25 protein-coding genes are annotated in these 26474 nt (G+C 65.8%); 7 read left to right on the forward strand and 18 right to left on the reverse strand.

The genetic code is table 11. The features are described 5' to 3' along the window. The first annotated feature begins 126 nt into the window (after positions 1-126). The 5 genes from F6X37_RS12410 (at position 127) to gph (ending at position 3772) form a co-directional block, all read left to right on the forward strand. On the forward strand, positions 127-882 hold the full coding sequence (locus F6X37_RS12410) for a TonB family protein (protein ID WP_262419874.1): 756 nt from the start codon (positions 127-129) through the stop codon (positions 880-882). Between the two features lie 58 nt (positions 883-940). Further along, the gene (locus F6X37_RS12415; protein ID WP_187611498.1) at positions 941-1708 is read left to right on the forward strand and encodes a MotA/TolQ/ExbB proton channel family protein; all 768 of its coding nucleotides are present in this window, start codon (positions 941-943) and stop codon (positions 1706-1708) included. Beyond that, on the forward strand, positions 1699-2121 hold the full coding sequence (locus F6X37_RS12420) for an ExbD/TolR family protein (protein WP_090809009.1): 423 nt from the start codon (positions 1699-1701) through the stop codon (positions 2119-2121). Before F6X37_RS12415 ends, F6X37_RS12420 begins: the two co-directional genes overlap by 10 nt. Before the next feature lie 146 nt (positions 2122-2267). Continuing rightward, entirely contained in the window at positions 2268-3089 is an 822-nt protein-coding gene (locus F6X37_RS12425) for an HAD family hydrolase (RefSeq protein WP_187611499.1), read from the forward strand. Then, a complete protein-coding gene (gph, locus tag F6X37_RS12430; RefSeq protein ID WP_187611500.1) occupies positions 3080-3772 on the forward strand; it encodes a phosphoglycolate phosphatase in 693 nt (230 codons plus the stop codon). Before F6X37_RS12425 ends, gph begins: the two co-directional genes overlap by 10 nt. Before the next feature lie 9 nt (positions 3773-3781). Here gph and F6X37_RS12435 read toward each other — a convergent pair whose 3' ends face one another. The 8 genes from F6X37_RS12435 to F6X37_RS12470 all read right to left on the reverse strand — a co-directional run bounded on the left by F6X37_RS12435 (position 3782) and on the right by F6X37_RS12470 (position 12941). Continuing rightward, complete coding sequence (locus tag F6X37_RS12435) at positions 3782-4444, reverse strand: ankyrin repeat domain-containing protein (protein WP_187611501.1); 663 nt, start codon at positions 4442-4444, stop codon at positions 3782-3784. Positions 4445-4459: 15 nt separating this feature from the next. Next, the gene (locus F6X37_RS12440; protein ID WP_187611502.1) at positions 4460-5080 is read right to left on the reverse strand and encodes a c-type cytochrome; all 621 of its coding nucleotides are present in this window, start codon (positions 5078-5080) and stop codon (positions 4460-4462) included. Beyond that, entirely contained in the window at positions 5077-6810 is a 1734-nt protein-coding gene (locus tag F6X37_RS12445) for a pyrroloquinoline quinone-dependent dehydrogenase (RefSeq protein ID WP_187611503.1), read from the reverse strand. Before F6X37_RS12445 ends, F6X37_RS12440 begins: the two co-directional genes overlap by 4 nt. A gap of 360 nt (positions 6811-7170) precedes the next feature. Beyond that, a complete protein-coding gene (locus tag F6X37_RS12450) occupies positions 7171-8043 on the reverse strand; it encodes a VOC family protein (RefSeq protein WP_187611504.1) in 873 nt (290 codons plus the stop codon). 135 nt (positions 8044-8178) lie between these two features. After that, positions 8179-8607 carry an RT0821/Lpp0805 family surface protein gene (locus tag F6X37_RS12455; protein WP_187611505.1) on the reverse strand — a complete coding sequence of 143 codons (429 nt, stop codon included), beginning with the start codon at positions 8605-8607 and terminating at the stop codon, positions 8179-8181. 16 nt (positions 8608-8623) lie between these two features. Continuing rightward, positions 8624-10375: a SulP family inorganic anion transporter gene (locus F6X37_RS12460; RefSeq protein WP_187611506.1), complete on the reverse strand. Its 1752-nt coding sequence runs from the start codon at positions 10373-10375 to the stop codon at positions 8624-8626. 82 nt (positions 10376-10457) lie between these two features. Further along, positions 10458-11417: a DUF2950 domain-containing protein gene (locus tag F6X37_RS12465; RefSeq protein ID WP_187611507.1), complete on the reverse strand. Its 960-nt coding sequence runs from the start codon at positions 11415-11417 to the stop codon at positions 10458-10460. 9 nt (positions 11418-11426) lie between these two features. After that, positions 11427-12941: a DUF3300 domain-containing protein gene (locus F6X37_RS12470; protein WP_262419875.1), complete on the reverse strand. Its 1515-nt coding sequence runs from the start codon at positions 12939-12941 to the stop codon at positions 11427-11429. Between the two features lie 288 nt (positions 12942-13229). Between F6X37_RS12470 and F6X37_RS12475 the strand changes: the two genes are divergently transcribed. Both F6X37_RS12475 and F6X37_RS12480 read left to right on the forward strand, forming a co-directional pair. Next, positions 13230-13703, forward strand: a complete 474-nt coding sequence (locus tag F6X37_RS12475; protein WP_184061863.1) for a glycine zipper family protein — start codon at positions 13230-13232, stop codon at positions 13701-13703. Positions 13704-13721: 18 nt separating this feature from the next. Continuing rightward, positions 13722-14309: a hypothetical protein gene (locus F6X37_RS12480; RefSeq protein WP_187611509.1), complete on the forward strand. Its 588-nt coding sequence runs from the start codon at positions 13722-13724 to the stop codon at positions 14307-14309. A 15-nt stretch (positions 14310-14324) separates the two neighbouring features. Here the strand turns inward: F6X37_RS12480 and F6X37_RS12485 are convergent, their stop codons facing one another. The 10 genes from F6X37_RS12485 to F6X37_RS12530 form a co-directional block, all read right to left on the reverse strand. After that, complete coding sequence (locus tag F6X37_RS12485; protein WP_187611510.1) at positions 14325-15344, reverse strand: hypothetical protein; 1020 nt, start codon at positions 15342-15344, stop codon at positions 14325-14327. 19 nt (positions 15345-15363) lie between these two features. Then, positions 15364-15621, reverse strand: a complete 258-nt coding sequence (locus F6X37_RS12490; protein ID WP_187611511.1) for an RNA-binding protein — start codon at positions 15619-15621, stop codon at positions 15364-15366. A 309-nt stretch (positions 15622-15930) separates the two neighbouring features. After that, positions 15931-16713 carry an enoyl-ACP reductase FabI gene (gene fabI / locus F6X37_RS12495; protein WP_187611512.1) on the reverse strand — a complete coding sequence of 261 codons (783 nt, stop codon included), beginning with the start codon at positions 16711-16713 and terminating at the stop codon, positions 15931-15933. 12 nt (positions 16714-16725) lie between these two features. Next, positions 16726-17901: an acetate/propionate family kinase gene (locus F6X37_RS12500; protein WP_187611513.1), complete on the reverse strand. Its 1176-nt coding sequence runs from the start codon at positions 17899-17901 to the stop codon at positions 16726-16728. A 4-nt stretch (positions 17902-17905) separates the two neighbouring features. Then, positions 17906-18895 carry a phosphate acetyltransferase gene (locus tag F6X37_RS12505; RefSeq protein ID WP_187611551.1) on the reverse strand — a complete coding sequence of 330 codons (990 nt, stop codon included), beginning with the start codon at positions 18893-18895 and terminating at the stop codon, positions 17906-17908. A gap of 79 nt (positions 18896-18974) precedes the next feature. Further along, positions 18975-21311 (reverse strand): DUF3141 domain-containing protein, encoded by a 2337-nt coding sequence (locus F6X37_RS12510; protein WP_187611514.1) that lies wholly within the window; start codon positions 21309-21311, stop codon positions 18975-18977. Between the two features lie 178 nt (positions 21312-21489). After that, positions 21490-22089 (reverse strand): membrane integrity-associated transporter subunit PqiC, encoded by a 600-nt coding sequence (locus tag F6X37_RS12515; protein ID WP_187611515.1) that lies wholly within the window; start codon positions 22087-22089, stop codon positions 21490-21492. Next, a complete protein-coding gene (locus F6X37_RS12520) occupies positions 22086-23699 on the reverse strand; it encodes an intermembrane transport protein PqiB (RefSeq protein WP_187611516.1) in 1614 nt (537 codons plus the stop codon). Before F6X37_RS12520 ends, F6X37_RS12515 begins: the two co-directional genes overlap by 4 nt. Continuing rightward, on the reverse strand, positions 23683-24963 hold the full coding sequence (locus tag F6X37_RS12525; RefSeq protein ID WP_187611517.1) for a paraquat-inducible protein A: 1281 nt from the start codon (positions 24961-24963) through the stop codon (positions 23683-23685). Before F6X37_RS12525 ends, F6X37_RS12520 begins: the two co-directional genes overlap by 17 nt. Then, the gene (locus F6X37_RS12530) at positions 24960-26474 is read right to left on the reverse strand and encodes an efflux transporter outer membrane subunit (RefSeq protein WP_187611518.1); all 1515 of its coding nucleotides are present in this window, start codon (positions 26472-26474) and stop codon (positions 24960-24962) included. The genes F6X37_RS12525 and F6X37_RS12530 overlap by 4 nt, the downstream gene beginning before the upstream one ends.

Here is a 26474-nt window from a genome sequence, read left to right on the forward strand (position 1 = left end):
AAGGTAGCCCACCGGGCGATTGTTTGACAACGCGGATCGGCGGGAGATTTTCCCGAATTGCTTCGCGCCGGCCGTCGCGGGTTTGAAAAGCGGGGTCGGCGGGGGACAATGAGCGCGGAGGTGGCGATGATGCTGCAAGTTGCCATGGTGAACCCAGCAAGTCCTACGAATGCCGCGGCCGGTTACCGTCGCGCGGCCATCGTGCTGGGCGCCGTGATCGTCGCGCATCTGGTGCTGCTCGCCATCGCGTTGAGCGCGCGTAACCGGATCGTCGAGCGTCCGGTCGAGCCGCGCACGATCACCGCGTCGCTGCTGAGCCCCGAGCCTCCCGCTCCGGTTGTTTCACCTCCCGCGCCGCCCCCACCCGCCGCTGTCGTTCCGACGGCGCCAACGCCGCCGGTCACGCACCCCGCCGTGCGCGTCAAACCGGCGCCGCAGCCTCGCGCGCGGGTGCCACGCAGTGTGGAAAAGCCTGTGCCGACACCGTCTCCGACACGCGAAAGCACCGCGCAGCCCGTCACGCAAGCCGCCGTGCCAACAGCCGCCGCGCCGTCGGCGGCATCGGCTTCCGCCGTCCGTCCGGCGGTGCCCGCGTCGACCGAGCCGCGCAACGTGTCGCACGTCGACTGCTCGATTCCGAAGCCCGACTATCCCGACATCGCGAAGCGGCGCGGCGAGCATGGCACAGCGATCGTGCGTTTCGTCGTCGGGCTGAGCGGGCATATCGAAACGGCGCAGCTGCAAACCAGCAGCGGCTCCGCACGGCTCGACGACGCGGCGCTCGCCGCCGTCCATGCGGGCGCCTGCCAGCCGTACACCGAAAACGGCACGCCGGTGCGCGCCGCGTACTCGCAGTCGTTCGTGTTCGGACTGACCGAGTGACGCGACAGGGTGAGCGCACCGCCAAACAGACCAGGGACACCAAACGAAGGAACTCGCCATGCAACACTACGGACTCGCAAACGTCTGGGATTCAGGTGATATCGTCACGCGCGGCATTCTGAGCGTGCTCGTGATCATGTCGGTGCTGTCGTGGACGGTGATCATCGTGAAGCTGTGGCAACTGATCCGCCTCAGGCGCGCAACCCGGAGCGACGCGCGCTTCTGGAGCGCGGACCGCTTCGACGACGGGCTGCGCAGCCTCGGCCATCCGGAATCGGGCGCGCACGACAACCCGCTGCTAGCGCTCGCGCTGGCGGGCCATGAAGCCGCGACGCACCATCGGCAGACGCAGCAGCATCTGCACGACCGCATCGACGTGTCCGACTGGATCACCCGGCGTCTGCAGGACACGCTGGACGAGACGATCGCGCGCCTGCAAAGCGGCCTCGCGATTCTCGCGTCGATCGGCAGCACCGCGCCTTTCGTCGGGCTGTTCGGCACCGTGTGGGGCATCTACCATGCGCTGATCGTGATCGGCGAGACCGGTCAGACCTCGATCGATCATGTCGCCGGCCCGGTCGGCGAGTCGCTGATCATGACGGCGTTCGGGCTCTTCGTCGCAATTCCCGCCGTGCTCGGCTACAACGGTCTGACGCGCGCGAACCGCTCGATCGTCGCGCGCCTGAAGCGCTTCACGCACGGCTTGCACGCGTACTTCGTGACCGGCTCGCAGTTGCCGTCGAGCGCCGGGCCGCAGATGCGTGTGGTGCCGCGCGGCACCAACGCGACGAACGCAAACCGCGACGGAGACCTCGAATGGCAATGAGCCCTTTCTCCGACGACGACGATCAAGGTTTGATGAACGAGATCAACATGACGCCGCTCGTCGACGTGATGCTGGTACTGCTGATCATTTTTCTCGTCACCATTCCGGCGCTGCAACACGCGGTCAGGATCGATCTGCCGCACGCAAGCAGTCAGCCGGAAGCGCTCAAGCCCGCGCACGTGGACGTCGCGGTGCAGGCGGACGGTACGGTGCTGTGGGACGGTCAGCCGGTGACCGACGACGCCTTGCGCGCGCGCATCGCGCAAGCCGCCCTCGCGACGCCGCAGCCGGAGCTGCATTTGCGCGCCGATCGCAAGGTGCCGTACGAGCGTGTCGCGATCGTGATGTCGGCGGCACAGCGTGGCGGACTGACGAAGCTGGGCTTCGTGACCGATCCGCAGTTGGGCAGATGACGCGGCGCGGCGTGCGTGTTCGGTGCGTGCCGGCACACAAAGTCCCGCTTATCGGCGGCGAAAGAATCTCTGAATTTGAATCGGCGGACGGCTCGGCTATCGTGGTGCGTGTCTGAACGGCACCCCACCCTTGCGAGGACCGCACGATGCAAGCCCTCATCTTCGACGTCGACGGCACGCTCGCCGACACCGAGACTGCTCATCTGCACGCATTCAACGCCGCGTTCGCCGAAGCGGGCCTCGACTGGTTCTGGGACGAAGCGCTCTATTCCAGCTTGCTGAAAGTGGCGGGCGGCAAGGAGCGTCTGCTGCATTACTGGCGCACGGTCGAGTGCGAGGAAGCCGGGGGCCCGCGAGCGCGAGAGGCCGTCGACGCGCTGCACGCGCTGAAGACGCGCCACTACACCGAGCGCATGCGCGAGCGCGGCGTGCCGCTACGACCCGGCATCGCGCGTCTGATCGACGAGGCGAACGAGGCCGGTCTACGCGTGGCGATCGCGACGACCACGACGCCCGCCAACCTTGACGCGCTGCTGCAAGCGCATTTCGGCGCCAGTTGGCGCCATCGCTTCGCCGCGATCGGCGACGCCGGCACCACGCCGGCGAAAAAGCCCGCCCCCGACGTCTATCGCCACGTGCTCGAACAGCTCGGCTTGCAGCCCGCGGCCTGTCTCGCCTTCGAGGACTCGCGCAACGGCCTGCTGGCAGCGCGCGCCGCGCGCGTGCCCGTCGTCGTCACGCCGAGCGCTTTTACCGCGCATGAGGACTTCGATGGCGCGCTGGCCGTGCTGCCTCATCTCGGCGATCCGCACGCGCCGATCGTTGCGATGGTGCGCGGCGAATGGCATCGCTGGGTGGATCTGGCGACACTGCGCCGCTGGCATCAAGACGCCACGCGTCGTCCCGATTCGGCCGCGCACGGCGCACTGAACGCGGACCAGGCGAACGCGAGCGCGACATGGCAATGAACGGCGACTACCACGCTGTCCTGATCGATCTCGACGGTACGATGGTCGATACCGCGCCGGACATCGTCGCGGCTGCCGGCCTGATGCTGACGGACTTCGGCGCCACGCCGCTGCCGTACGACAGGGTGACCGGCTTCATCGGCAACGGCCTGCGCAAGCTCGTGCAACGCTCGCTGGATGCGGCGGGCCTCGGTGAGCGCGTCGAACTGGAGCACGCGCAAGCGGTATTCGAGCGGCACTACGCAGTGACCAACGCGGCGCTGGGTCGGGTTTTTCCTGGCGTGATGGCCGGGCTGCGCGCGTTGCAGCAGCACGGGTACCGCTGCGCGTGCGTGACCAACAAGCCGCAGGCGCTGGCGGCGGCGCTGCTCGACAAAACGGGGCTTGCCGCTTATCTGGACGGGCTGGTCGGGGGCGACACCGTGGCGAGCATGAAGCCGTCGCCCGAGCCGCTTTGGCACGCGTGCCGGCTGCTCGACGTCGAGCCCGAACGTTGCGTGCTGGTCGGCGATTCATCGGTCGATGTCGCGGCGGCGCGCGCGGCCGGTCTGCCGGTCTTCATCGTCAGCTACGGCTATGGCAGCGCGAGCGGCGCCGACCTGCCGCTCTGCGACGCGCTGATCGATTCGTTCGAGGCATTGCCGGCGATTCTGGCGCAAGCGCGGCCGGCATTGCGTGCGTGATTCGAGCCGCTAACCCGCCGACAACAACCCCGCGACGCGCTCCGACTTCGTCTGCACCGCGATGTCTTTCGCCGTCATCCCCCGATTGTCCTTCAACGACCGGTTCGCGCCGCGCGCGAGCAACAGCTGGGCGGTCTCCGCGCGATCGTATCCCGCCGCCCACATCAGCGCGGTCAGTTCGTTCTTGTAGGTCCGGTTCACGTCGACGCCCGCATCGAGCAACTGACCGACGACCTTCGTTTGCCCCTGGCCCGCTGCGTATTCCATCGCGGTCTTGCCGACGCGATCGGTCGCGAGCGGCTCGGCGCCATGTGCGAGCAGCAGCGCGACGATCTCGTCGAAGCCGCCGTAGGCAGCGGCCATCAGCGGTGTATCGCCCGGCGCGTTCGCATGCTGCACGTTCGCGCCGCGCTCGATCAGCGTGCGCGCCATCGCCGTATCGCCCTTCTTGCACGCGGTGACGAGCGCGGTGTCGCCGATCCGGTTCATCGCATCGACCGACGCGCCGCGCTGCAGCGCCGCGACGACCGACTGCTGATCGTCGTCCTTCGCGGCCGCGAGCAGTTGGCGGTTGATTTCCCCCTGGTCCTGCGCGAGCGCCGGCACCCATGCGCCGAATGCGCTGGCGAGCAGAACGGCGGCCGCAAGCTGCCGAGTGAACATGTCTGTCATGGTGTCTTCCCCGTGCTAATGCAGATTGTTGATATAAGCGGCCAGATGATGGATGTCGTCGTCGGTCAGATTACGCGTCACGCTGGTCATGTTGCCCGCATCGTTGGTGCGTGTGTGCGAGCGGAAGTCCTGCAATTGCTTGACGATGTACTGATACTGCTGGCCCGCGACGCGCGGAATCTCGTTCTGCCCGGAAAAGCCACCCAGGTGGCACATCGTGCACAACAGCTCGGCGGCCTTCTTGCTGCCCGCCTCGATGCTCGCGCCATCCGCGTTGAACGGCACCGATACGGGCTTCTGCGCGGCGAAGTAGTCGGCGAGGTCCTGCATGTCCTCGCTCGACAGGTTCGCCGCCATCGGCGACATGCGCGGATCGCTGCGCCGTCCCTGCTTGAAGTCCTTCAGCTCCAGATACAGGTAGCGCGCGGTTTGCCCGGCCAGAATCGGATAGTCCGGACTGGTCGAATTGCCCATCGGCCCATGACAGGCCACGCACACCTGCGCTTTCGCCTTGCCCGCCTCGGCGTCGGCGCGCGCGCCCGACGGCAGCCATGCGGCGATCAGTCCGCCGCACAGCAGCGCCACCCATGCAGCGCGCGCCCCACCCGGCGCTCCCCGCGGCGCCGGCCGCCTCATGGCACCGCGAACACGACGACGCTATTGCCGCGCTTGAAGTCGATCTGCGTATTGCCGCCCGCCGCGACCGCGATGTACTGCTTGCCGTTGACCGTGTACGACACGGCCGGCGCGTTGACGCCCGCGCCGCACTGGAACTCCCACAGCTTCTTGCCGGTGGCGGCATCGAACGCGCGGAACAGGCCGTTGCCCTCGCCGTTGAACACGAGACCGCCCGCCGTTGCAAGTACGCCGCCGATCAGCGGCTGGTCGGTCTTGTAGTCCCACGCGATCTTGCCGGTGTCGACGTTGACGGCCGACAGCTTGCCCCATTGCGCCTCGGACGGAATCAGCTTGAAGGCGCCGCCGAGCCACAGCTTGCTGCCGCCCGGATAGGCGGCGTCCTCGACCTGGTACGTCATCGGCTGATTCAGGTTGGCCGCGTAGACGAGGCGCGTTTGCGGATCGAACGCGATCGGCGACCACTCGACGCCGCCGTTCGCGCCCGGCAGCATGCGCGCGCCGGCTGCTGTCGGCAGGGTCCACATGTTTTCCTGCGGAATCATCGCCTGCGAGAAGCGGATCAGACGGCCGGTCGCACGATCATGCACGTACACGTGACCGGTCTTGCCCGCATGCACGATGCCGGGGATCATCTTGCCGTCGTTGTCGCGCACGTCGATCAGCACCGGCGGGCTCACTGCGTCGAGGTCCCAGACGTCGTGCGGCACGTACTGGTAGTGCCATTTGTACTTGCCGGTGTCGAGATCGATCGCGACGAGCGAATCCGTATAGAGGTTGTCTCCCGGCCGGATCGCGCCATACAGGTCCGGCGACGGGTTGCCGACCACGAAGTACACCGTGTGCGTTTTCCGGTCGATCGCCGGCGTCATCCACACACCGCCGCCGAGCGTCTTGTAGAAGTCGCCGCCCTTGTCGGCCAACTGCTTCTTCTCCGCGTCGATGTCGCGCTTCTCGTCGCGGCCGGTCGCGTCTTTGGTGGCCCACACGCCTTCCTGGCCGGTTTCCGGAATCGTGTAGAAGGTCCACAGCAACTGGCCGGAATTCGCGTCGTACGCCTTTACGAAGCCGCGAATGCCGTACTCGCCGCCGTTCGTGCCGATCAGCACCTTGCCGTCGACGACCGTCGGCGCCATCGTTTCCGAGTAGCCCTCGTCGGGATTGGCGATCTGGCTTTGCCACAGCACGTTGCCGGTTTTGGCGTCGAGCGCGACGAGCTTGGAGTCGAGCGTGCCCATATAGAGCCGGTCACCCGAAATCGCGACGCCACGATTGTTCGGCCCGCAACAGAACGTCGTGACCGGACCCATCTTGTGCTTGTAATGCCAGAACTCTTTGCCCGTCGTCGCATCGATCGCGTATACGTGATTGAACGAGGTGGTCAGGAACATCACGCCGTCCTTCACGATCGGCGCCGTTTCCATCGACTCGTTGACGGCCGTCTGGAAGATGAACGCCGGCCTGAGCTTCGCGACGTTCGTCCGGTTGATCTGCGCGCCGGGGTAATAGCGCGTCTGCGCGTACGAGCCGTTCGGATGGAGCCAGACCGCCGTCATGCTGCCGGCGCGATCGAGCTGATCCTGGGTCACGGGCTGAAGCCTCGATGGCACCGGCGCGGCGGTGGTGGTCGAGCTGTTCTGTACTTCGTCGGCGGCATGAGCCGCAGGCAAGCCGAACGCGATGGCGAGCAGTGGCAGGCCGACAATTCCCTGAATACGGTTGAATGGCATGAGCGTCTCCTAGCTTTTTATCGTTCCTATGAATTGCAGCGCAGGAGTGCGACATGGATCCACGCGGACGACAGCGTGAAAGAGCACGATGGCGCAACCCTCGCAGACAACAAAAGCGTACGACTTCGAATCGTTGTTAGCTTTGTCAGGACGGGTCGGCTTCGCAGAGAGGGGAGAAGTGATGCACGGGTCCGCGGAAAACCGGCTCGTTTAAGGGTAGGCGATGTGTTGTGGATTTTCTAGATTAAATCGTTAAGGAGTGGCGAGCGATCAGCGTGCACCGTTGTGGTCGCTGACCGCCGCCCTGGTCGTGGCGTTTTCACCTGGGTCGCTTCGCGTTGCGGCCGCTCGTTGAGCCGATCAGAACCGGCCGCCGCGCGAATCGGCCCCCTGCTGATAGTTCCGGTTGGTCTGTTCCGGATTCCGGTTCACCAGCGGGCGCGCGTAAAGTGGGTGATGCAGGCTCCGTACTTCGTGTTCGAGCCGGAAGCAACGCTCTCCGGATGACAGATCGAGCAGGTCGGCAAACCGGTATTGATGCGGCTCTTCTCCATATACCAGACCTTTTTCGGCGAGCCGTGTGAACGGCCCCGAAAAAGCAGCGGTGTAAATGGCGATGTGGTGTCCGTCGTATTCAGGAATGGGCTGGGTCGTTTCCGCGTACAGCAGTTGCTGATGCGTGCCGATATCGATCACCGCGCGGTGCAATCCATGCCTCTCTTCGATGTCGACGGTCGCATCGAACATATCGCGGTAGAAGCGCGCGATAGGCAACGCGCTGCCGACCGGCACATCCATCTTCACGAACGCGATGCCCAGATCGATGTCCGACCACGGAGCCGGCGCGGATCGATTGAGAGGATCGAGGCACTCGTAGCGGTTGCCCCACGGACACGTCACTTCGACACTGCCTGCGCGCTCCGTCCAGCCGAACGCGGTGCCGGCGAGCAGCGGTTCGACCGAGCGCAGCCGCCTCACCAGCGCTTCGAGCTCGCCGACCACGAGACCGACACTGCCGCGCAGACGTTGCGCCGCCCCGTGCGGCAAGTGAATCTGCGACCGGCCGACGTTGATCCACATATTCTCGACCCCGGTCATCACGAACGGATCGCGCGTGAGCCCAAGGCCGGTGACGTAGAAGGCGGTCGCGAGAATCTGGTTGGGGATTTTCAGGTTGACGTGTTCGAGCAGGATCAGATTGCCGGTATCGTCGTTAGCGTAAGAGTGTTCCATGTGTTTGCCTTGTGCATGAGCCGCGAAACGCTGGACAAATTATGCATCAACAGGGCAAATGGTACGTGCTCGTGCAACTGGGGCGGCGCAGCGACGCCGCCATGTTCAGATGCGTATGAAGCGACACGCATGTGCTTATTGCCGCAGAATCTTCCACGGCCCATTGCCGGTTTTGCAGACGATCGGCGTCCACGTTTGGGTCTGTCCTTTCGCGACCGCGGTCAGCGTCGCGGTCCGGCAGGTTCGATCGCCGTCCTTCGTCGTGTCCTGCGGCGTCACCGTGCCCTTGATCGAAACGGAATTGCCGGTGCCCGCATTGCTCCACTCATACGATTCGCCATCCTTTTTTGTATCGAGCGCCTTTTGCGCCGCGTCGTTGAGCGCTTTACGGTCGGCTTGGCGCATGTAAGTAATGGGCGTGTCTTTCAGAAAGTTCAGGTTCGCTGCGTAACACAACATGGGGCTGGCGAGCAGCGCCGCTGCCGCAAGCCACTGCGTGATCGTGTGGGCGTACGCGGCGTCGAGTGCGGGCGCGCCCGCGCCAGGACGAAATTGACGTGACATGGGTTTCTCCTCGAGTTCATCCGCGATCCGCGTCGTCCGCGAAATCGCCGTTTTGCTGGAACGCGTCGACGACGTCGGCCACCGAGCCGCGTCGGCCGATGTGGCCGACACGAACTTCGAGCCCCTCGGCGCGCAGCATGTCGCGCACGTCCGCGTGCGCGCCGACGACCTTCATCGCGGCGCCCGCGGCCTCCAGCGCGCCGTGCATCGCTTCGAGCATGCGCGCGCCCGCCAGATCGACGACCGCCGATGCGGACAGATCGCAAATCACGAGCCGGACCGGTTCGGGTGCGGCGTGGATCATGCGCCAGATCGTCTCGCGCACGTGCTCGACGTTGAAGTACAGCAACGACGCCTCGACACGCACCGCCAGCACATGCGCAATCGTCTCGTTCTCGGCATGACGTTCGAGATCCGAGAAATAGCGCGTGCCGGGAATACGCCCGAGCATCGCGACATGCGGATGCGCGGCGCGGTGGATGATCAGCAGCATCGACACGAGCACCGCAACGATGACGCCCTTCAGGATGCCCAACAACAGCACCGCCGCGAACGCCACCATCGAAATCGCGAATTCGAAGCGGCTCACGCGCCACACATGACGCAGTTCGCCGACGTCGACGAGGCCCTTCACGGCCACGAGCACGATCGCCGCCAGCACGACGTTGGGCAGATTCGCGAGCAGTCCGGTGAGGAACATCAGACAGAAGCCGATCGCCAGCGACGCGAATACCAGCGCAAGCGCGCTTTTCGCGCCGGCCTTGTCGTTCACCGACGATTGCGAAAGCCCTCCCGCAACCGGGAAGGCCTGGAACAATCCCGCGGCCAGATTGGCCGCGCCGAGACCCAGCAATTCCTGGCGGGCGTCGATCTCGTAACCATGTGCCTGCGCGAGCGCGCGCGCGGCCGAAACGCTCTCGACGTATGCCAGCAACAGGCACGCGAACGCCAGCGGAACGATGCCGTCGACATCGCGCAGCCGCAGCCCGGGCAGACGGAATTCAGGCAAGCCTTGAGGCAGCGCGCCCACGAGCGTGAAGCCGCGGCTGGCCAGCGGCGTGACCGACAACACGACGATCGAGGCAGCGACGACGGCGAGCGCCACCGGACGCCCCGGCAAAAACTTTTCGCCGAGCAGCAGCAACGCGATGCAAACGAGGCCGAAACCGAGCACGCCGAGGTTGGTCAGCGGAAGCTGCCCCCACAGCACGGCGATCCGTTCGAAGAAGAATTCGCCGCCGCCTTTCACCCCGAACAGCTTCGGCAGCTGGGTCATTGCGATCGTCAGCGCGGCGCCCGCCTTGAAGCCGAGCAGGATCGTCTCGCTGATGAAGCTGACGAGCGAACTCAAGCGCAGCAGCCAGCCGATCACGCACATGCACGCGATCAGCACGGACGTGAGCGCCGCGATCGAAGCCCAGCGCGACGGGTCGCCCCCGGCCATCGGCACGAGCGTCACGCCGACGAGCATCGAGATCGCCGAGGTCGGGCCGATCGCGAGCTGGCGCGACGAGCCGAACAGCGCATAACAGAGGCCGCCGACCAGATAGCCGTAGATGCCGTATTGCGGCGGCAAGCCGGCGAGCGACGCATAGGCGAGCGATACCGGAATGCCATAAGCCGCGAGCGTCACGCCGGCGACCGCGTCCTTCGCGAGCCATCGAGGCTGATAGCTTCGCAGCCACTGCGCGGGAGGAAACGCGCAGCGCCACCCGCGCGCGGGTGGCGTGGAAGACGCGCGGCCGGTGACGCTCTGTGGATGGTTCAACGTAGCGCCTCGAGTACGGAAGCGGACCTGACGGAAGCACGGGCGCGCTGTACGGCCTTCGCCTCAGCCAACCCGGAGCGGCTCAGAGCGAATCCTTGACGCGCTGCCACGTGTGATCCGGATTGAACTCGGTCACAGGCGGCGCGTGCGCGCCACGGTCCTTCTGGTAGATGACGCCGTTGTTGTTGACCACGAAGGTCATCACGCCGCTCGTGCCGTACCGCGCCGGGTAAGCGACCATCGCGAAACCCGCGATCATGTGGCCGTTGATCACGTAGCTGAACGCGCCGCCCGGCGCGTTCTTGCCCTGCCGAGTCAGGATGTGGAAATGGTAGCCCCGGTAAGGATCGCCCGCCGCGTGGCCTTTCAGATATTTGGAACTCGCGGCGACGAGCGGGCCGAACGGACTCTCTTCTTCGTCGCTGTTTTCGTCGGTGGGCCAGTAGAGACCGTCCTGCTTGCCGGGTGTACTGGCCAGCTTCTGCGCGTATTCGAGCAGGCCGTCGTGGTTCCGGTCGCGCGACGCGTATTGACGCTGCGCGCCGATATAAGCCTGCAGCACCTTGATCGCTTCGAGTTCGTTGGCGCCGATCCGTCGATTGATCAGTTCTTCTTCGCCCTGCTCGGTGGCGAAGCGCCAGGTGCCGTCCTCTTTGACGATCGGTATCGGCATCGGCCACGCCTCGTCGCCGACCAGCAGAATCCGCCGGTTCGGTCCCCTGTCGTCGAGCACGTGATAGGCCTCGAGCTCCTTGCTCGCCTTGGCCCAGTTCGCCTCGTTCTCCGCCTGATCCGGCGATACCACGAGGCTCTTGTGCGCTTCGCCGAAGATCGCGACGAGCGACGCTTCGTCGTCGGTCTTCAGTGCGCTGGACAGCGCGGCGACCGCGTCTTCCGGGGTGGCGAAAGTGCGCTGCCCCGCGGCGAGCGCGGCCAACGGAATCGACAGCGCGAGCACCATCGCGCACAGCCGACGCGATGTGGCCACACGTCGCCGCGAATCGTCGCGTGGGCGCTTTCCGGTGATGCTTTGTCCGCTCATGGCTGCTCCTTATCGCCGTCCGCCGCCGCGGCCGCCACCGCCACCGCTGGGCCGCGCCGAGAATCCACCACCGCCACCGCCACGGCCGCCACCGCCGGAGAACCCACCGCCACCGGAATTTCCGCCGCCACGCGTCGATTGACGGCTCGCCGCGCCGCGCGCGCTGTTGGCTTGCGCGTCGCGCGCCGAGCCGTAGCCGCTGAACGCATCGCCGCCGCCCCCAGGCGACGCGCGCTGACTCACCTCGCGTGTGCCCGCCGACGCCGTCGGACGCTGGGACGGCTGCGGCCGCCCTTGCGCGCCAGCACCGCCGCCCGCGAAGTTTGCGCCGGCGCCGCCACCCGCGCCGCCACCTGCATAGTTTGCGCCGCCGCCCGCGCCGCCGCGGTTGCCGCCCGCCAACCCACCGCCCGCGCCCGCGCCTGCACCCGCGCCGCCGCCGCGCGACGGCGGATCGCCGACCCGTTGCGTGCGCGCCGAGCGATCCGAGATACCGCTGACCTGGCCCGGCTTCTTGTCCGAGGTCCACGCGGAGGTGCCCCCTCCCTGCCCGCGTCCACCGCCGCGGTTGATGTCGCCCGTGTTGATATTGCCGCGCTCGACGTTCCTATCGCCGCGCTCGACGGTTCTATCGCCGCGTTCGACGTTTCTTTCGCGGTTGATGTTGATGTTGTTGTTGCCGCCGCCTCCGTAATGCGTTTCATAGTGCCCGCCGTTCCAGGCGGCGGTAATCGCCGCGCCCCAGATCAGCCCTGTCGCGAGCGCGGCGCCGGGCGCGTACGGATAGTAGTAGGCCGGATAGGGCGTGGGCGCGTAGGCGTAGGTCACGGGCGCGCTGGCCACCACGATGGTCTGCGGGTTGTACTGCGGCACATAGATCACCTGCGGATCGGCCGGCTGGATCTTGATCACTTCCTTCTCGACCACCACGACCTGCTTGTCGTCGGATTTCAGATGCCCCGCCGACTGCGTTTGCCGCCGGAAGCGCTGAATCGCTTCGAGCACCGAGCCCTGATCGGCAACGACGGCCTCGCCGAGATTGATCGTCCAGTCGAGATCGGTGCTCATGTTCTTGACGATGCTGGGGTAATTCAGCAGCGCCTTCACCGGATCGTGCCACGCGTCGTTGAGCTTCAGCGACTTGTCGTTTTTGTACTGGTCGAGAAAGCGATCGGCCTGCACGATTTCGACGGGATAGGTGGAGGCAGGAAGAATGATCGCGATCAGATCGTCCGGATATAGCGCGATCGGTCCGACGAGCTTGTCGAGCGCCGCGGCGGAAACGGGTGCGTTCGGGGCCGCGTTCGCCGGGGCGTTCGCGGCCGGCGCCTGCGCCAGCGACACCGCAGTCGAGAACGCGCCGCAGCACGCCAGAAGCGCGGCGCCCAGTACATGGCTGATGCGTCGCGCGCGCTTCGCCTCGTCGTCGAGCGCCGTTGCAAACGGGATGATGCGTGTACGAGCACGCGAATCGCGGTCCATCGATGCTTCCCCTTGCGCTTCGTCGGCGGCCCCGGGCGGCATGGCCATGATCTTTGACAGACAGTTGTCCGAAGCAATGAAAACGACCTGCACCTGTCGCATGAATACAGTTTGGAAACCATGGACGAAATTGCAAATACGACCTTGGTCCGATTGCGCACGACAGGCCCGCGACACCATGATGAACGCGAACCTGCCATTGCTGCGCATCCACCGCGCGGCAACCGGTCCCACCAGAATTCCCATTCACGGGTGCCGGTTGCGCCCTCACGCCTGAGCAAACAGGAAGCCGGCGACTCGCACCCGCGTGTGCCCACGCAAGGAGCTGTCGTGAACAAGTCTACGAAATATGCCGTTGTCGCCGCGTTGAGCGCGTCGCTATCGCTGGAAGGCCTGGCGCAATCGAGGCCGATTGCCTATCCGGCCAGAGGGCAAAGCCCGCAGCAACAGCAGCAGGACGAAGGCGCCTGCTATTCGTGGGCGAAGAGCAATACCGGCATCGACCCGACCATGGTCGCCAATGCCCCGCCCCCGCCTTCCGGCCCCGCGGTGGGAGGCGGCGAGCGCGTGCAGGGCGCCGCGCGCGGCGCGGCCGGCGGCGCGATCATCGGCGCGATTGCGGGCGACGCCGGCAAGGGCGCGGCGATCGGCGCGGCGACCGGCACGATGGTCGGCGGGTCGCGCGCGCGGCAGAACCGGCGCGCGGCCGCGGCACAATCGCAGTCGCAAACGCAGGGCTCGATGGACACGTTCAATCGCGCTTTCGCCGCCTGCATGTCAGGGCGGGGTTACACGGTCAATTGATCGCGCAAGGAGAGCAGCATGATTAACCGCAAACTGATCATCGCGGCGGCGCTCGTGTGTCTCGCGAATACGGGGTTCGCTCAGACGGAGGCACCCGTCACGGTCAAGAGCGAGCCCGGCAAAGTCACCGTGTCGGGCACGGTCAAAACGACCGCGACGGTCGTCGGCATCGAGCCGGCAACGCGCACCGTCTTGCTCAAGGACCCGAAGGGCAAGGTCGTGCAGGTCGTGGTCGGCGAGGAAGCGCGCAACTTCGATCAGATCAAGGTCGGCGACGTGGTCAAGGCCGAGTATTCGCAGGCTCTGACCATCATGCTGAAAAAAGGCAACGCGCCGCTGACCGCCAACGAAACGCAGACGCTCGAACGCACTCCGGCGGGCGCGAAACCCGGCGGCTCGGCCTCGCGCGAAGTTACGATCATGGCTAACGTCATCGCGGTCAATCACCAGAGCGGCGCGGTCACGCTGAAAGGCCCGCAAGGCAATACGGTGGATCTGATCGTGCAGGATCCCGAACAGCTCAAGCGGATCAAAAAAGGCGACCAGATACAAGCGGTCTATACCGAGGCCGTGGCCATCTCCGTGGAGCCGGTCGCCGGCAAATAGCGGGCATGGCTCGCGTCAGATCAGGCGGTGCGCTTGCGCGAGGCCGCTGAGGGGAGGCGTAAAGTCCGCGCGTCGAAAACGCACCGTCGAGAACACCCGTATCGCATTGGGACTCGCCGGCAGACGCGCAAGGCGAAACTCGATTTCGTGCGCGGGCCGCGTCTCTCCCTCTTCCAGGACGACGTTCATCCGGTCGAGCCGGTACACGCTTTTGCGCACGTAGAAATGCGCATCCGGCGCCCCCAGTACACCGCACATCACGTCGAGATGCCGCTCCAGCGCCTCTGTCTTCAGGCCCAACTGTGCCAGAGCCTGATCGTTCTCTTCGATCTGCGCCTGCAGCTTCGCCACTTCCGCGTAATTCGACGTCGCGTCGCTACCAAGCAGCGAGCGCACGCCCGCCCCTTGCCGTTCGAGAATCGTCAGGCGCGTTTTCAGCAGCGCCCTTTCGCGTTGCAATTCGTCCTGCCGCGAGGTGTCGGCCTCGATCTTGCCGAGCGCTTCGAGCACGAGCTGATCGACGATCCGCAACACGATTTGGCGCCGCAACGCGGCTTCGGATTCTTCGCACACGCGCACCTGGTGATCGCTGAAGTTGATGGTCGTCTGCGCGAGATCGGTTTGCGTCGTTTCGCCGTGTTGCCCGACGCCGAAAATACGCCGCTCGTCCATGGCCATGCCGAGCACCGCGAATACCTGATCGGCAGCGGGATGGTCGCTGAAGAACGTGTTCAGCTCGTGTGAGCGGTTGAAGACCGGGCAGACGTCGTCGGGTGTGGCGAAAAAGGCGTGGATATACGGGTCTGTCGCCCACGCCGCCGCGTTCGCTTCGCGCGTCGGCGGCACTTCATCGGCGAGCCGGAGCAGATAGGCGGTCGTGTGTTGCACGGCGGGCCGCAGGCGCGACGCATAGTTGCGCGCGAGCCGCAACGACGGACAGAGCCCGACGATCCGCTCGACGATTTCCTTCGTCTGCTGATCGTCGCTCTCTTCGGAAGCGTTGCGCCTGGTCAGCCACCGCGACAGCAGACCCATCCCCGGCTCCCGTCGCCCGTCACGATTCGTCGCGCTCCGGCAGCAGCTGCGCGACGATCGTGTGGTTCTTCCAGAACAGGTTATGGACGCGGCTTTGCAGTATGCGCAGCCCGTCCGCGGGCACGTCGTCGAAGACGACCACCGCGCCTGGCCGCGAGCCCGTGCCGTGCACCCGCTGGATCGAGCTGAAGCGCGGGAACCCGTAGCGAATCAGGAACTCGCCGATCTCTTCGTCGGAGACGCTTTCCTCGACGTTTCCAAGAAACAGTTCAGCCATGATGCTTACTCCTCCAGACCATAGGGCCTGTTCACGCTAATAACGGGCTTGCGAACGTGCCTTTCCGCGCGTAGTGCAAGGAGAGAGGAGCGCCGTTTGGCCGAGCCAAACAAGCGACGACCGACGCCGCAATACGCGCGGAAAGGCACGTTCCCCTGTTTTAAAAAAATCCTTCCCGGGGCTGGCCGCCAGAAGGGCCGATCGCCGCGTCATGCTCCTTGCGAATACGTCGAGTATTCGCTGCGTCGCAATCCTTGCGCTCGGCCCTTCTGGCGGCCAGCGCAAGCCCGTTATTAGCGTGAACAGGCCCTATGCCACGATGTTCAATCCGCCGTCGATATACAAGGTAGAACCGGACACCCGCCGGGCATACGGCGTGGCCAGAAACGCACAGGTATAGCCGACATCCATGATGTCGACGAGTTCGCCGAGCGGCGCGCGCTGCACCGCTTCGTTGAGCAGCAGCTCGAAATCCTTCAGGCCCGAAGCGGCGCGGGTCTGCAGCGGCCCGGGAGAAATCGCGTGCACGCGGATGCCCTTCGGTCCCAGCTCGAACGCCAGATAGCGCGCGCAGGCTTCGAGCGCCGCCTTGACGGGGCCCATCAGGTTGTAGTTCGGCACGACCTTGTTCGCGCCGTAGTAGCTCATTGTCAGCATGGTGCCGCCGTCTTTCATTAGCGGCGCGGCAAGGCGCGCCATCCGCACGAACGAATGGCAGGAGATGTCCATCGCGCTCAGGAAGCCCTCGCGCGACGATTGCAGCAAGCCGCCCTGCAGATCCGCTTTCGGCGCCCATGCAACGGCGTGAACGAGAATATCGAGGCTTCCCCATGTCTTCTCGATCCGGTCGAACACGGCCTCCATTTCGTCCTCGCCCGTTACGTCGAGCGGCATGAAGATCTCGGCATCGAGTGCTTTGGCTATCGGTTCCACATAAGGAAGCGCCTTGTCGTTCGCATAGGTGAGCGCGACGCTCGCGCCGAGGTCGCGAAACGCCTTCGCGCATCCGTAGGCAATCGAATGCTCGTTGGCGACGCCGGTCACGAGGGCCTTCGCTCCCTCCAGAATCAAACGCGGTTGCTCGATCGTCATGGTGATACTCCTCTATGGGGCGACAGCGCGCGTATGGCGGGCGATCATCAGTTCCTCGTTGGTGGGCACGACCCAGACCGGCAGCCTGCTCGAGGCGCGAGTGATCAGCGGGCCGCCCGCCCGATTGGCCGCTTCGTCGAGTTCGGCGCCGAGCCACGCGGCATCGCGCACGATGCGCTCGCGGATTGCGACGGCGTGCTCGCCGATGCCGGCCGTCAGCACCAGTGCGTCGAGACCTTGCATCGCCGCGGCGAGACTGCCGAGTTCGCGCCCGATCCGGTAGGTGTAGACGTCGATCGCAAAGCGGGCACGCGGGTCGTTGCTGTCGAGCAGCACGCGCATGTCGCCCGAGATGCCCGACATGCCGAGCAGCCCCGAGCCCTTGTAAATGAGGTCCGCGATCGACTGCGTATCCATCTTCAGCTCGTCGAGCAGATAGAGCATCACGCCGGGGTCGAGGCTGCCGCAACGCGTGCCCATCGGCAGGCCTTCCACCGCCGTGAAGCCCATCGTGCTCGCCACGCTCTTGCCCGCGACCATCGCGCACATGCTCGCGCCGTTGCCCAGATGCGCGACGACGGTGCGCCCCGCCGCCGCGGCCGGCGCGATCTCCGGCAGCACGCTCGCGATGTATTCGTACGAGAGCCCGTGAAAACCGTAGCGCCGCACGCCGTGGTCGGTAATCGACGGGGGCAGCGCATAGGCCTGCGCGGTCTCGGTCTGCGTGCGATGAAACGTGGTGTCGAAGCACGCGACCTGTGGAAGGTCGGGACGCAGCTGCGCGAGGATGCGGATCGGGGTCAGGTTATGCGGCTGATGCAGCGGCGCGAGCGGGCTCAGGCTGTCCAGCTGGTCGATCACCTCGGAGGTCGCGAGGACGGGGCCGGCAAAGCGCTGCCCGCCGTGCACGACGCGATGCCCGACCGCCTTCAGTTGATTGCCGCCGCCGTGGTCGTGCAAAAAACCGCCCAGATATTCGATCGCGCCCTGATGGCCGAGCCGATGGCCATCGCCCCATTCGTGCGAGCTGGCATTACCGTCGCGGTCCGTCACGCGAAAACGCGGGCTCGTGTACAGCGCTTCGATCTGACCGCGCAAAATGAGCTCGAGTTGCGCTTGTTGCGCGTCGAAGGCGCTGAACTTGAGGCTCGACGAACCTGCGTTCAATACGAGGATCACATCCGCCATGACGTCACCCGACCACCTTGCCGGCCTCGCGCCGTGCCTTGGCCACCAACGCGGCGACCGCGCACGACGCGAGACGCGTCGACAGAGAATCCGCGCGGCTCGTCAGAATGATCGGCACGCGCGCGCCGAGCACGATGCCCGCCGCGTCCGCGCCGGCGAGAAACGACAGGCTTTTCGCGAGCATGTTGCCCGCTTCGAGGTCCGGCACCATCAATACATTGGCGCGACCGGCCACCCGCGACTCGATCTGCTTGATGCGCATGGCTTCAATGCTGATCGCGTTGTCGAGTGCGAGCGGACCGTCGACCAGCCCGCCGGTGATCTGCCCGCGGTCCACCATCTTGCACAGCGCCGCCGCTTCCACCGTCGATGGAATTTTCGGATTGACGCTCTCGGTCGCGGACAGGATCGCCACGCGGACTTCGTCAAGTTTCAGCGCGTGCCCGAGATCGATCGCGTTCTGCAGGATGTCGACCTTCTCTTCGAGCGTCGGCAAGATGTTGATCGCGGCGTCGGTGATGATCAGCGCGTTCTCGTACCCGGGCACGTCCATCACGAAGCAATGGCTGATGCGCCGCTCGGTGCGCAGGCCGGTGTCACGGCGAATCACCTCGGCCATCAGCTCGTCCGTATGCAGGCTGCCTTTCATCAGGGCCTCCGCCTTGCCTTCGCGCACCAGTTGCACGGCTGCTGCCGCGGCGGCATGGCTATGCGGCGCATCGACGATCGTGAAGTTCGAAATGTCGATGCCGTGTTCGGCGGCAATCGCTTCGATGCGCGCGCGCGGCCCGACCAGCAGCGGCGCGATCAGTCCCATCCCGGCTGCTTCGACCGCGCCATTGAGCGAACTCTGGTCGCACGGATGCGCGACCGCTGTCGGCATCGCCGGCAGCGTCCGGCAGAAATCGATCAGACGCTGATACTTCGCGTGCTTTTCCATCTGCGTATTCCTCGTGTGTACGGTGCGTTGGATTCGTGACGCGTGGCACGCCATGCTGACGGGAGCCGTGCACACGGGCGCCGTGCACACGGTTCCGTCACGCTTGCGTCCTGCCGCGCATCGCGCCGGTTGCTCACGTGCGAGTGGGGTCGGGCAAACGTGCGTTGCGCTTGCGGCTCTCGCGCGAACCCAGCACCGCGCGGATGCGTTCGAACGCCTCCTTTTGCGCGGCGTCGGGCGCGGTGTTCAACACGCGCTCGTCGCTCGCCAGCTTGTCGAGCAGTTGTAGAAAGCGCTCGCGGTCCTCGCTGTGGGAAAGCAGCTTCGGCAGCGTGGCTATCGCCTCGTCCGGTTCGAAGCTGACGATGATTTCCTGCTCGCCCCGGATCCGCCGCCAGTGATCGGGGCTGATGTCGGGCAGGTACTCCACGTAACTTTCGGCGATCTCCTTGCGCATCTCCAGGCGCGCGAGCGGCAACGACCCGCCCTTGCGCGACAACAGAAAGGCCGCGCGCCCGAGCGCCTCCGTGTAGCCGCCGTCGCCGATCGCCTGCAACGCCGTGCGCACGAACGGCAGCTCGCGCGGATCGATCGCGCCGGCTTGCGCGGCCACGCCATCGGCGCCCGGCTTGCTCAGATACGTCGCATACAGATTCGCGTACACGCTGAAGAAGCTGGCCTCGGTCCCCGCGTCGCGCATCGCGCGGTAATAGTCCAGCGACGCGCTGAACATTTGCGAGCCGTTGTGTTCGAGCTTGCTCCACGGGTTATCGGCGGCGGCCCGCTGGCGATTCTCACGAACCGACTGCGCGGCCGCCGGCAGCCAGCCAAGCCACGGGTTCATCGCGGACACGGCCCAGCGCTGCCAGCGCAGCGGATGAAACTGGCGCAGCAGGCGGGCGCTCGTTTCGTTCGACATCGCCTGCACGAACGGCCGCGCGAGCAGTTCATACATGCGCTGATTCAGATTGGACACCGCGGCGACCGCTTCGAACGGCTTTTCGTCGATGCGGCCGAAGCGGTTGAAATGCGCGGAAATCTCCTCGAGCCGCCGCTCATGAAATTCGACTTCGTATTCGATCTCCCCGGCCGCGTTGCTGGCCTCGTTGATGGTCATGCCGTAGAGTCCGGGCGGGAAGGTTTCGATGGTCTCGAGCACGGACATGATCTGCTTGTGCTCCTTCTTCGCGACTTTCCCGGACACGAAAATGCCGAGATGCCCGATGTTCTGGTGCGTCAGACCGACGATCACCTGGCCGCGCGACTTGATCTCCTCGGTGCTGCCGTAAAGGTCCGCCACCCAGTTGAACGCCTGTTGAGGCGGCGTGATGTTGTCCCCCATCGACGCGAACAGGATGATCGGCGAGCGGATTTCACGCAGATCGAAAGCCTGGCCGCTGCTGTTCGTCACTCCGCCCGACCACAGCTTGTTGCCGACGAACAGGTTGCGCGTGATCCATTCGATCTCCTCGCGATTCATCAGGTAGTAGCTGCCCCACCAGCGCTCGAATTCCAGAAAGCGTGGCGGCTCCGTATCGACGTTCGAGAACAGGTGGTAGTACTTGTCCCAGAACGTGTTGGCGGGATTCAGGTTCTCGAAGTTCTCCACCAGATACGCGCCGTCGAACTTGCCGTTGCCAAGATCCGCCGCGTACGACGCGAGCCACGCGCCGCCCAGCATGCCGCCCGCGTAACGCATCGGGTTGTCGCCCTCGCCTTCGCTCCAGGCCGCGCTCCAGTACGACATCGGCGCACCGTTGATGACGATCGGGCCGGTCTCCTCGGGGTCGGAGCTGGCGAGCATCATCGCCGCCCAGCCGCCCTGGCAATTGCCGATGATCGCGGGCTTCGGACTGTCGGGATGCAGCGCGCGCACCTTCCGCACGAATAGCTGCTCGGCGTTGCAGACGTCAAGCAGGGTCTGACCGGGCTCGGGGTCGCGAAAGAACACCACGAAGTAGACGGGATAGCCCGCGCGCAGCGCGATGCCCGCCTGCGAATCGTCCTTGAAGCCACCAATGCCGGGGCCGTGCCCCGCGCGCGGATCGATGATCAGATACGGGCGTTTGCGCACGTCCACGCCCACGCCTTCGAGCGGACGAAGTTGCAGCAGCGCATAGTTGACCGGCCGTTCGAACTTGCGGCCGTCCAGCACCATGTCGTACTCGAAATGCAGCACCGGCGCGGGACCGCTGACGCTGCGTTCGACGAACTCGTTGCCGCGCCGGTACAGCGTGTCCCAGAACAGCAGCGAGCGCTGCGCGGCATCTACCGTGTATTGCCACGCACTGAGCGGATCGAATGGCGCGGGCATCGCGCTTGCGGTCGGGGCGCCATCGTGATCGAGCCCCAGCGTTTCGGTGACCCGTTCATTCAGATGCCGCTGGGCGATTTGCGTGCGCTTCTGCAGCACGTGGGTGATTTTTGAGGCAATGTCCTGGCTTTGTGACAACAGCGTTTCAGCGTCCATCGGAAGACTCCTGAAAGGTGCGCGTCACGATCGGTGCCGAGGCACGCGCCGTGCATCGATTGAATCGTGGAGTTGGCCCAGAGCTCTAGCAATCGGACCAAGGTCTTATTGTGCGCGCGACCCGGTGCAGCGCACGGGTTCGGGCGCGGCGCGTGTCGACGTGACGCAGCGCGACGTCTCATTGAGCGGGTTTTGCCTGCACCGCTGCGGCGATATCGCGGCTCACCGAGGCGAGCGCGAGATCGTGGGCGGCGATGATCGGCTCGAATCCGGGACCGGACACGCTCTCGCGCGCGACCGAGCGGCCGGTGATGGCGCGGACCTTGCCGGGCGGCCGCACGGTCCACAGCACATCGACGGTGACGTCGCGCCCCGGCACGGACTCGAAGCGCATCACGTCGATCCGCACGCGCCAGACGACGGACGGATCGCGTACCGCATCGAATACCGAAATCTGCTGCGAGTTCAGCAGCGCGCCGAGATCGGCCGCGATTACGCGGCCGATGTCGCCACCGAGCGGCTGCGCCCAGCGGTCGAATTCGTTGACCGCGACCTCGTTGTTAGCGATCCGCGTGACGATCTGCGGCCGGTCCACGATCTCGGGTATCGTGACCGGACCGATCACCGCCGCGATCGGCCGGCTCGCGCCGGTGCTGCTCAACGACTCGTCGGGCCTCAGCGTGTAGAAGTTCGTCGCCGGCGACTTGCAGGCGCCGAGCAGAGCGCCGGCGAGCGCGAGCATCAGGCCGGCCGCGAAGCGGCGCATCGCATCTGTCATGGCTTCCTGTCCTCGGACTTGCCGCGCACGAGCGATTCCGGATGCTGCGCCAGATAGTCGGCCAGCGTGCGCAGCGAGGCAGCGGTGCGAGTCAATTCACGCATTGCGTCCTCCGTCGATTGCTGCAGCGACGAGTCGGGCTGCAGCGCGGCATTCGCGGAATCGAGCGTCGATTGCGCGGACAGCAGCGTGTCGCGCGCTTTCGGCACGACCTGCGTGTTGAGCTGCCCGAGCATCGCGTTGGTGGTGCGCAGCGTCGAGCGCGCATCCTTGCCGATATCCTCGAACGGTATGTTGTTGATCTTGGCGAGCAGTCGCGTGACCGATTCCTGCAGCGATTGCAGCGTGCGCGGAATCGCGGGCATTTCGGGCGGCGTCTTGTTCCAGTCGATCGACGCCTTCGGCGCGTCGGGGAAATAGTCGAGCGCGAGATACTGCTGGCCGGTCAGCAGATTGCCGGTTCTCAACTGGAAGCGGAAGCCGTGCTCGACCAGATAGTTCGCGAGACCGCGCGGGTCGTTGGTGAGGTGTCCGCCGGCGCCGTCGTTCTGATAGCGCGACGTGAACCGCTCCGGATAGAGATTGATCTCGACCGGACTGCTGAAGCGGCGGGTGTCCGGATCGAAGCGCGTGTAGAGCGCCGTCACTTCGCCGATTTCGACGCCGCGGAAATCGACCGGCGCGCCAACCGTCAGACCGCGCACCGAATCCGTGAAGTTCACCACGTATTTGACGACGATGCGATCGTGCATCTTCATCGCGTCGGCGCGCGTGGTGTACAGGTCGAACCGGGTGCTGGTATCGGCGCTCGTCTCTACCTGCGATCCAGGCGGCGATTCGAACGCGATCCCGCCGATGATGATCGACACGATCGACTGCGTTTCGACGCGCAAGCCGCTGCTGTCGAACGACATGTCGACACCGCTGGCGTGCCAGAAGCGCGTGTCGGTTCTGACGAAGCGGTCATACGGCGCGTTGACGAAGACCTTCACCGTGACGCCGTGGCCGTCGGGGTCCAACTGGTACGACGCGACCTGGCCCACCTGAATTCTGCGGAAAAACACGGGCGTACCCACGTCGAGCGAGCCAAGTCCCGTGCCGTGCAACGTGTACTCGTGCCCTGGCACGTCGCTCGCGATCACGGGGGGCTCCTCGAGGCCGACGAAACTGCGGCGCGCTTTTGGCGAATTGCCGACGTCGACGTCGATATACGAGCCCGACAGCAGCGTGCCGAGCCCCGACACCGTACCGCCCGAAATGCGCGGACGCACGACCCAGAAGCGCGTGTTGTCGACGAGCAGGTCCGACACGTCGCGCGTCACCTCGGCCTTGGCCACCACGCGCTTGTGGTCCGGCGTCAGCGAGACCGCTTCGACCACGCCGATATCGACGTCCTTGAACTTGAGCTTGGTCTTGCCCGCTTCGAGACCGTCGCCGGTCTTGAAGCTGATGCTGATCTGCTCGCCGCGCTCCATCACCGCCTTCACCGCCAGCCAGCCGCCGATCAGGATCGCCACGATCGGCACGAGCCAGACCAGTTGCATCCGCCAGCGCGAGCGCGGCACCGGCTCCGCGGCGGGCAGTTCGGGCTCTTCAGTCGGAGTGGACACGTTCGGTCTCCAAAGCGTCCCACATCAGGCGCGGATCGAACGCCATCGAGGCGAGCAAGGTCAGCACGACGACCGCGCCGAACGCGATCGCCGCCGGCCCCGCCTTGATCGTCGCCAGCGCCTGGAACTGCACCAGCGCGACCAGCATCGTGATCACGTAGATGTCGAGCATCGACCAGCGACCGATCAGCTCGATCAGGCGATAGATCCGCGTGCGCTGCCCCGGCAGCCATTGCCAACGAAGCTGGGTCGACAGCGCGAGATACCCGATGCCGAGAATCTTCAGCATCGGCACGACGATGCTCGCGATGAATACGAGCACGGCGAGCGGCCACGAGCCCGATACCCACAGATACACCACGCCGCTCAGGATCGTGTCCTTCTGCGTGCCGAACAGCGAACTCGTGTCCATCACGGGCAGCACGTTGGCCGGAATGTAGAGCACCATCGCGGCCACCAGATACGCCCACGTTCGCGACAGGCTCGCGGGCTTGCGCTGGTGCAACGGCGCCTTGCAGCGCGGACAGACGTGCTTGACCGCGCCGCTGGGCTGCTTGAGCAGCAGGCCGCATTCTTCGCACAGCACGAGCCCGTAGGCAGACGCCGTGATGGCGTTGCGGCGCACGCGGATCGGCGGCAACTGCCACGCCCGCGCGCCACGCGCTGCCGTGATGCGCGCCCACACCTCATGCGGATCGAAGGTCGCCGCCGCGGCCGCGAGCAGCAGCATCAGCGCGATGAACGACCACAGCGCAGTGCCCGGCACCACCTTGGCGATATGCGCGAGCTTGACCAGCGCGACCAGCAAGCCGAGGATCAGCACCTCGGTCATGCCCCACGGCCGCGCGAACTGAAACAGACGAAAGCACTCGGCCGGCCGCCACGGCACGCGCCCGAAGCGCAGCGGCAGCAGCAGCCACAGCATCGCCGCGGTTTGCAGCACCGGCGTGACGATCGTCGTCAGGCCGACCAGCAAGGCGAGCGGCCACGAGCCGTGGCTGTACAGCATGCGCACCGAACCCGCGAGCGTCGTCTGCACGACATGGCCGTTCAGCGACAGACCGACGATCGGAAACACGTTCGAGATCACGAGCAGCACCGCGGACGCGCACGAGAATGCGAGCGCATACTCCGGCCCGTTCGAGCGTCCGCGCCTGAGCTCCGCGCGGCAACGCCGGCAGCGCAACGCATTGCCGGCGGCGGGCGGCGCGCCGAGCTGAAGCAGGTCGCACTCTTCGCACGCAATCAGCTCGTTGCCCGTCATCTCGCCTCCACTGCACCCGACGTTCCAGCCGGCGCGGGCGCGTTCTGCGAGACCGGCGCCATCGCCGGCGAGTTTTGCGGCGCGGGCGGCGGCGCCGTCAGTTTTTCCGCCTCGGCCACCCAGCCACCGCCCGTCGCCTTATAGAGCGTGACGTACGAGGCCAGCACCGCGCCTTGAGTTTGCGCATAGGTCAGTTGCGCGTTGAACAGGCTGCGCTCCGCATCGAGCACTTCGATGTAGCTCGTATAGCCGCCTTCGTAGCGCTGCCGCGCGAGGTGCGCATAGGTGTGCAGCGCCTCGACCTGGAGGTTTTGCGCATCGAGTGCCTGATGCGTCTTCTGCACGGAGATGAGCGCGTCCTCGACCTCCTGGAACGCTACCTGGATCGCCTTTTCGTACGAGTACAGCGATTCCTGCTGGCGCGCTTCGGCCTGGTGCACCTGGCCGGTGATGTTGCCCGCCGTGAAGATCGGCTGCGTGACGCTGCCGGCAAACGACCACACGCGCGCCGGGCCGGTGAACAGATTCGAGAACTGCGCGCTGACCGAACCGAACAGCCCGGTCAGCGAAATCGACGGGAAGTACAGCGCGCGCGCCGCCCCGATCAGCGCGTTTTGCGCGACCAGCGTCTGCTCGGCCTCCAGCAGGTCGGGACGGCGTTCGAGCAGATCGGACGGCAGCCCCTCGGGAATCGGCGGCGTGCCCATCTGCGACAGCTCACGGCCGCGCAGTATCGCGCCGGGATTCCTGCCGATCAACACGGACAACGCGTCTTCCTGCTGGGCGATCTGCGCTTCGAGCTGCGGAATCGTGACTTGCGCGGCTTGATACTCCGACTGGCTTTGCGCGAGTTCCATCTGCGAGACCTCGCCGTAGCGGAAGCGCGCCTCGAACACGCGCACCGATTCCGCGCGGCTTTGCACGGTCTCCTTCGCGATCTCTAGCTGCCGGTCCAGACTGCGCAGATTGATGTAGGCCGACGCGACCGAGCTCACCAGCGTCAGAATCGTGGCGCGGCGGCCCTCTTCGCTTGCGAGCAGATTCGCGCGTGCCGCCTCCGTCTCCCGGCGCACCTTGCCGAACAGATCGAGTTCCCAGGACACCGCCAGCGTCGCGTCGAACTGGTTGTAGACGGGGCTCACGCCCGTCGGCACCGGCACGCCTTCGTCCTGCGAGACCCGTTGACGCGACGCGTCGGCGCCTGCCGAAAGCTGCGGGAACAGCCCGGAGCGCGTGGTCACGAACTGCCCGCGAAACTCGTCCACCCGCGCGGCCGCGACCTTCACGTCGCGATTGTCCTGCAGCGCGGCGGCGATCAGCTGATCGAGCACCGGGTCCTGAAACTGCTCCCACCACACGGCGTTGGCGATGCCCGCGGCCTCGCCCTGGGCGAAACGATAAGTGGCCGGCACGTCGACCGCCGGGCGCTGGTAGTTGGGGCCTAGCAGGCATCCGCTCAGCGCGAGCAGCATGACGGAGGCGAGCAAACGCGCCGGTGCCGTGCCGTGCAT

The organism is Paraburkholderia sp. 31.1, from assembly GCF_014397645.1.
GTDB classification, from domain to species: domain Bacteria; phylum Pseudomonadota; class Gammaproteobacteria; order Burkholderiales; family Burkholderiaceae; genus Paraburkholderia; species Paraburkholderia tuberum.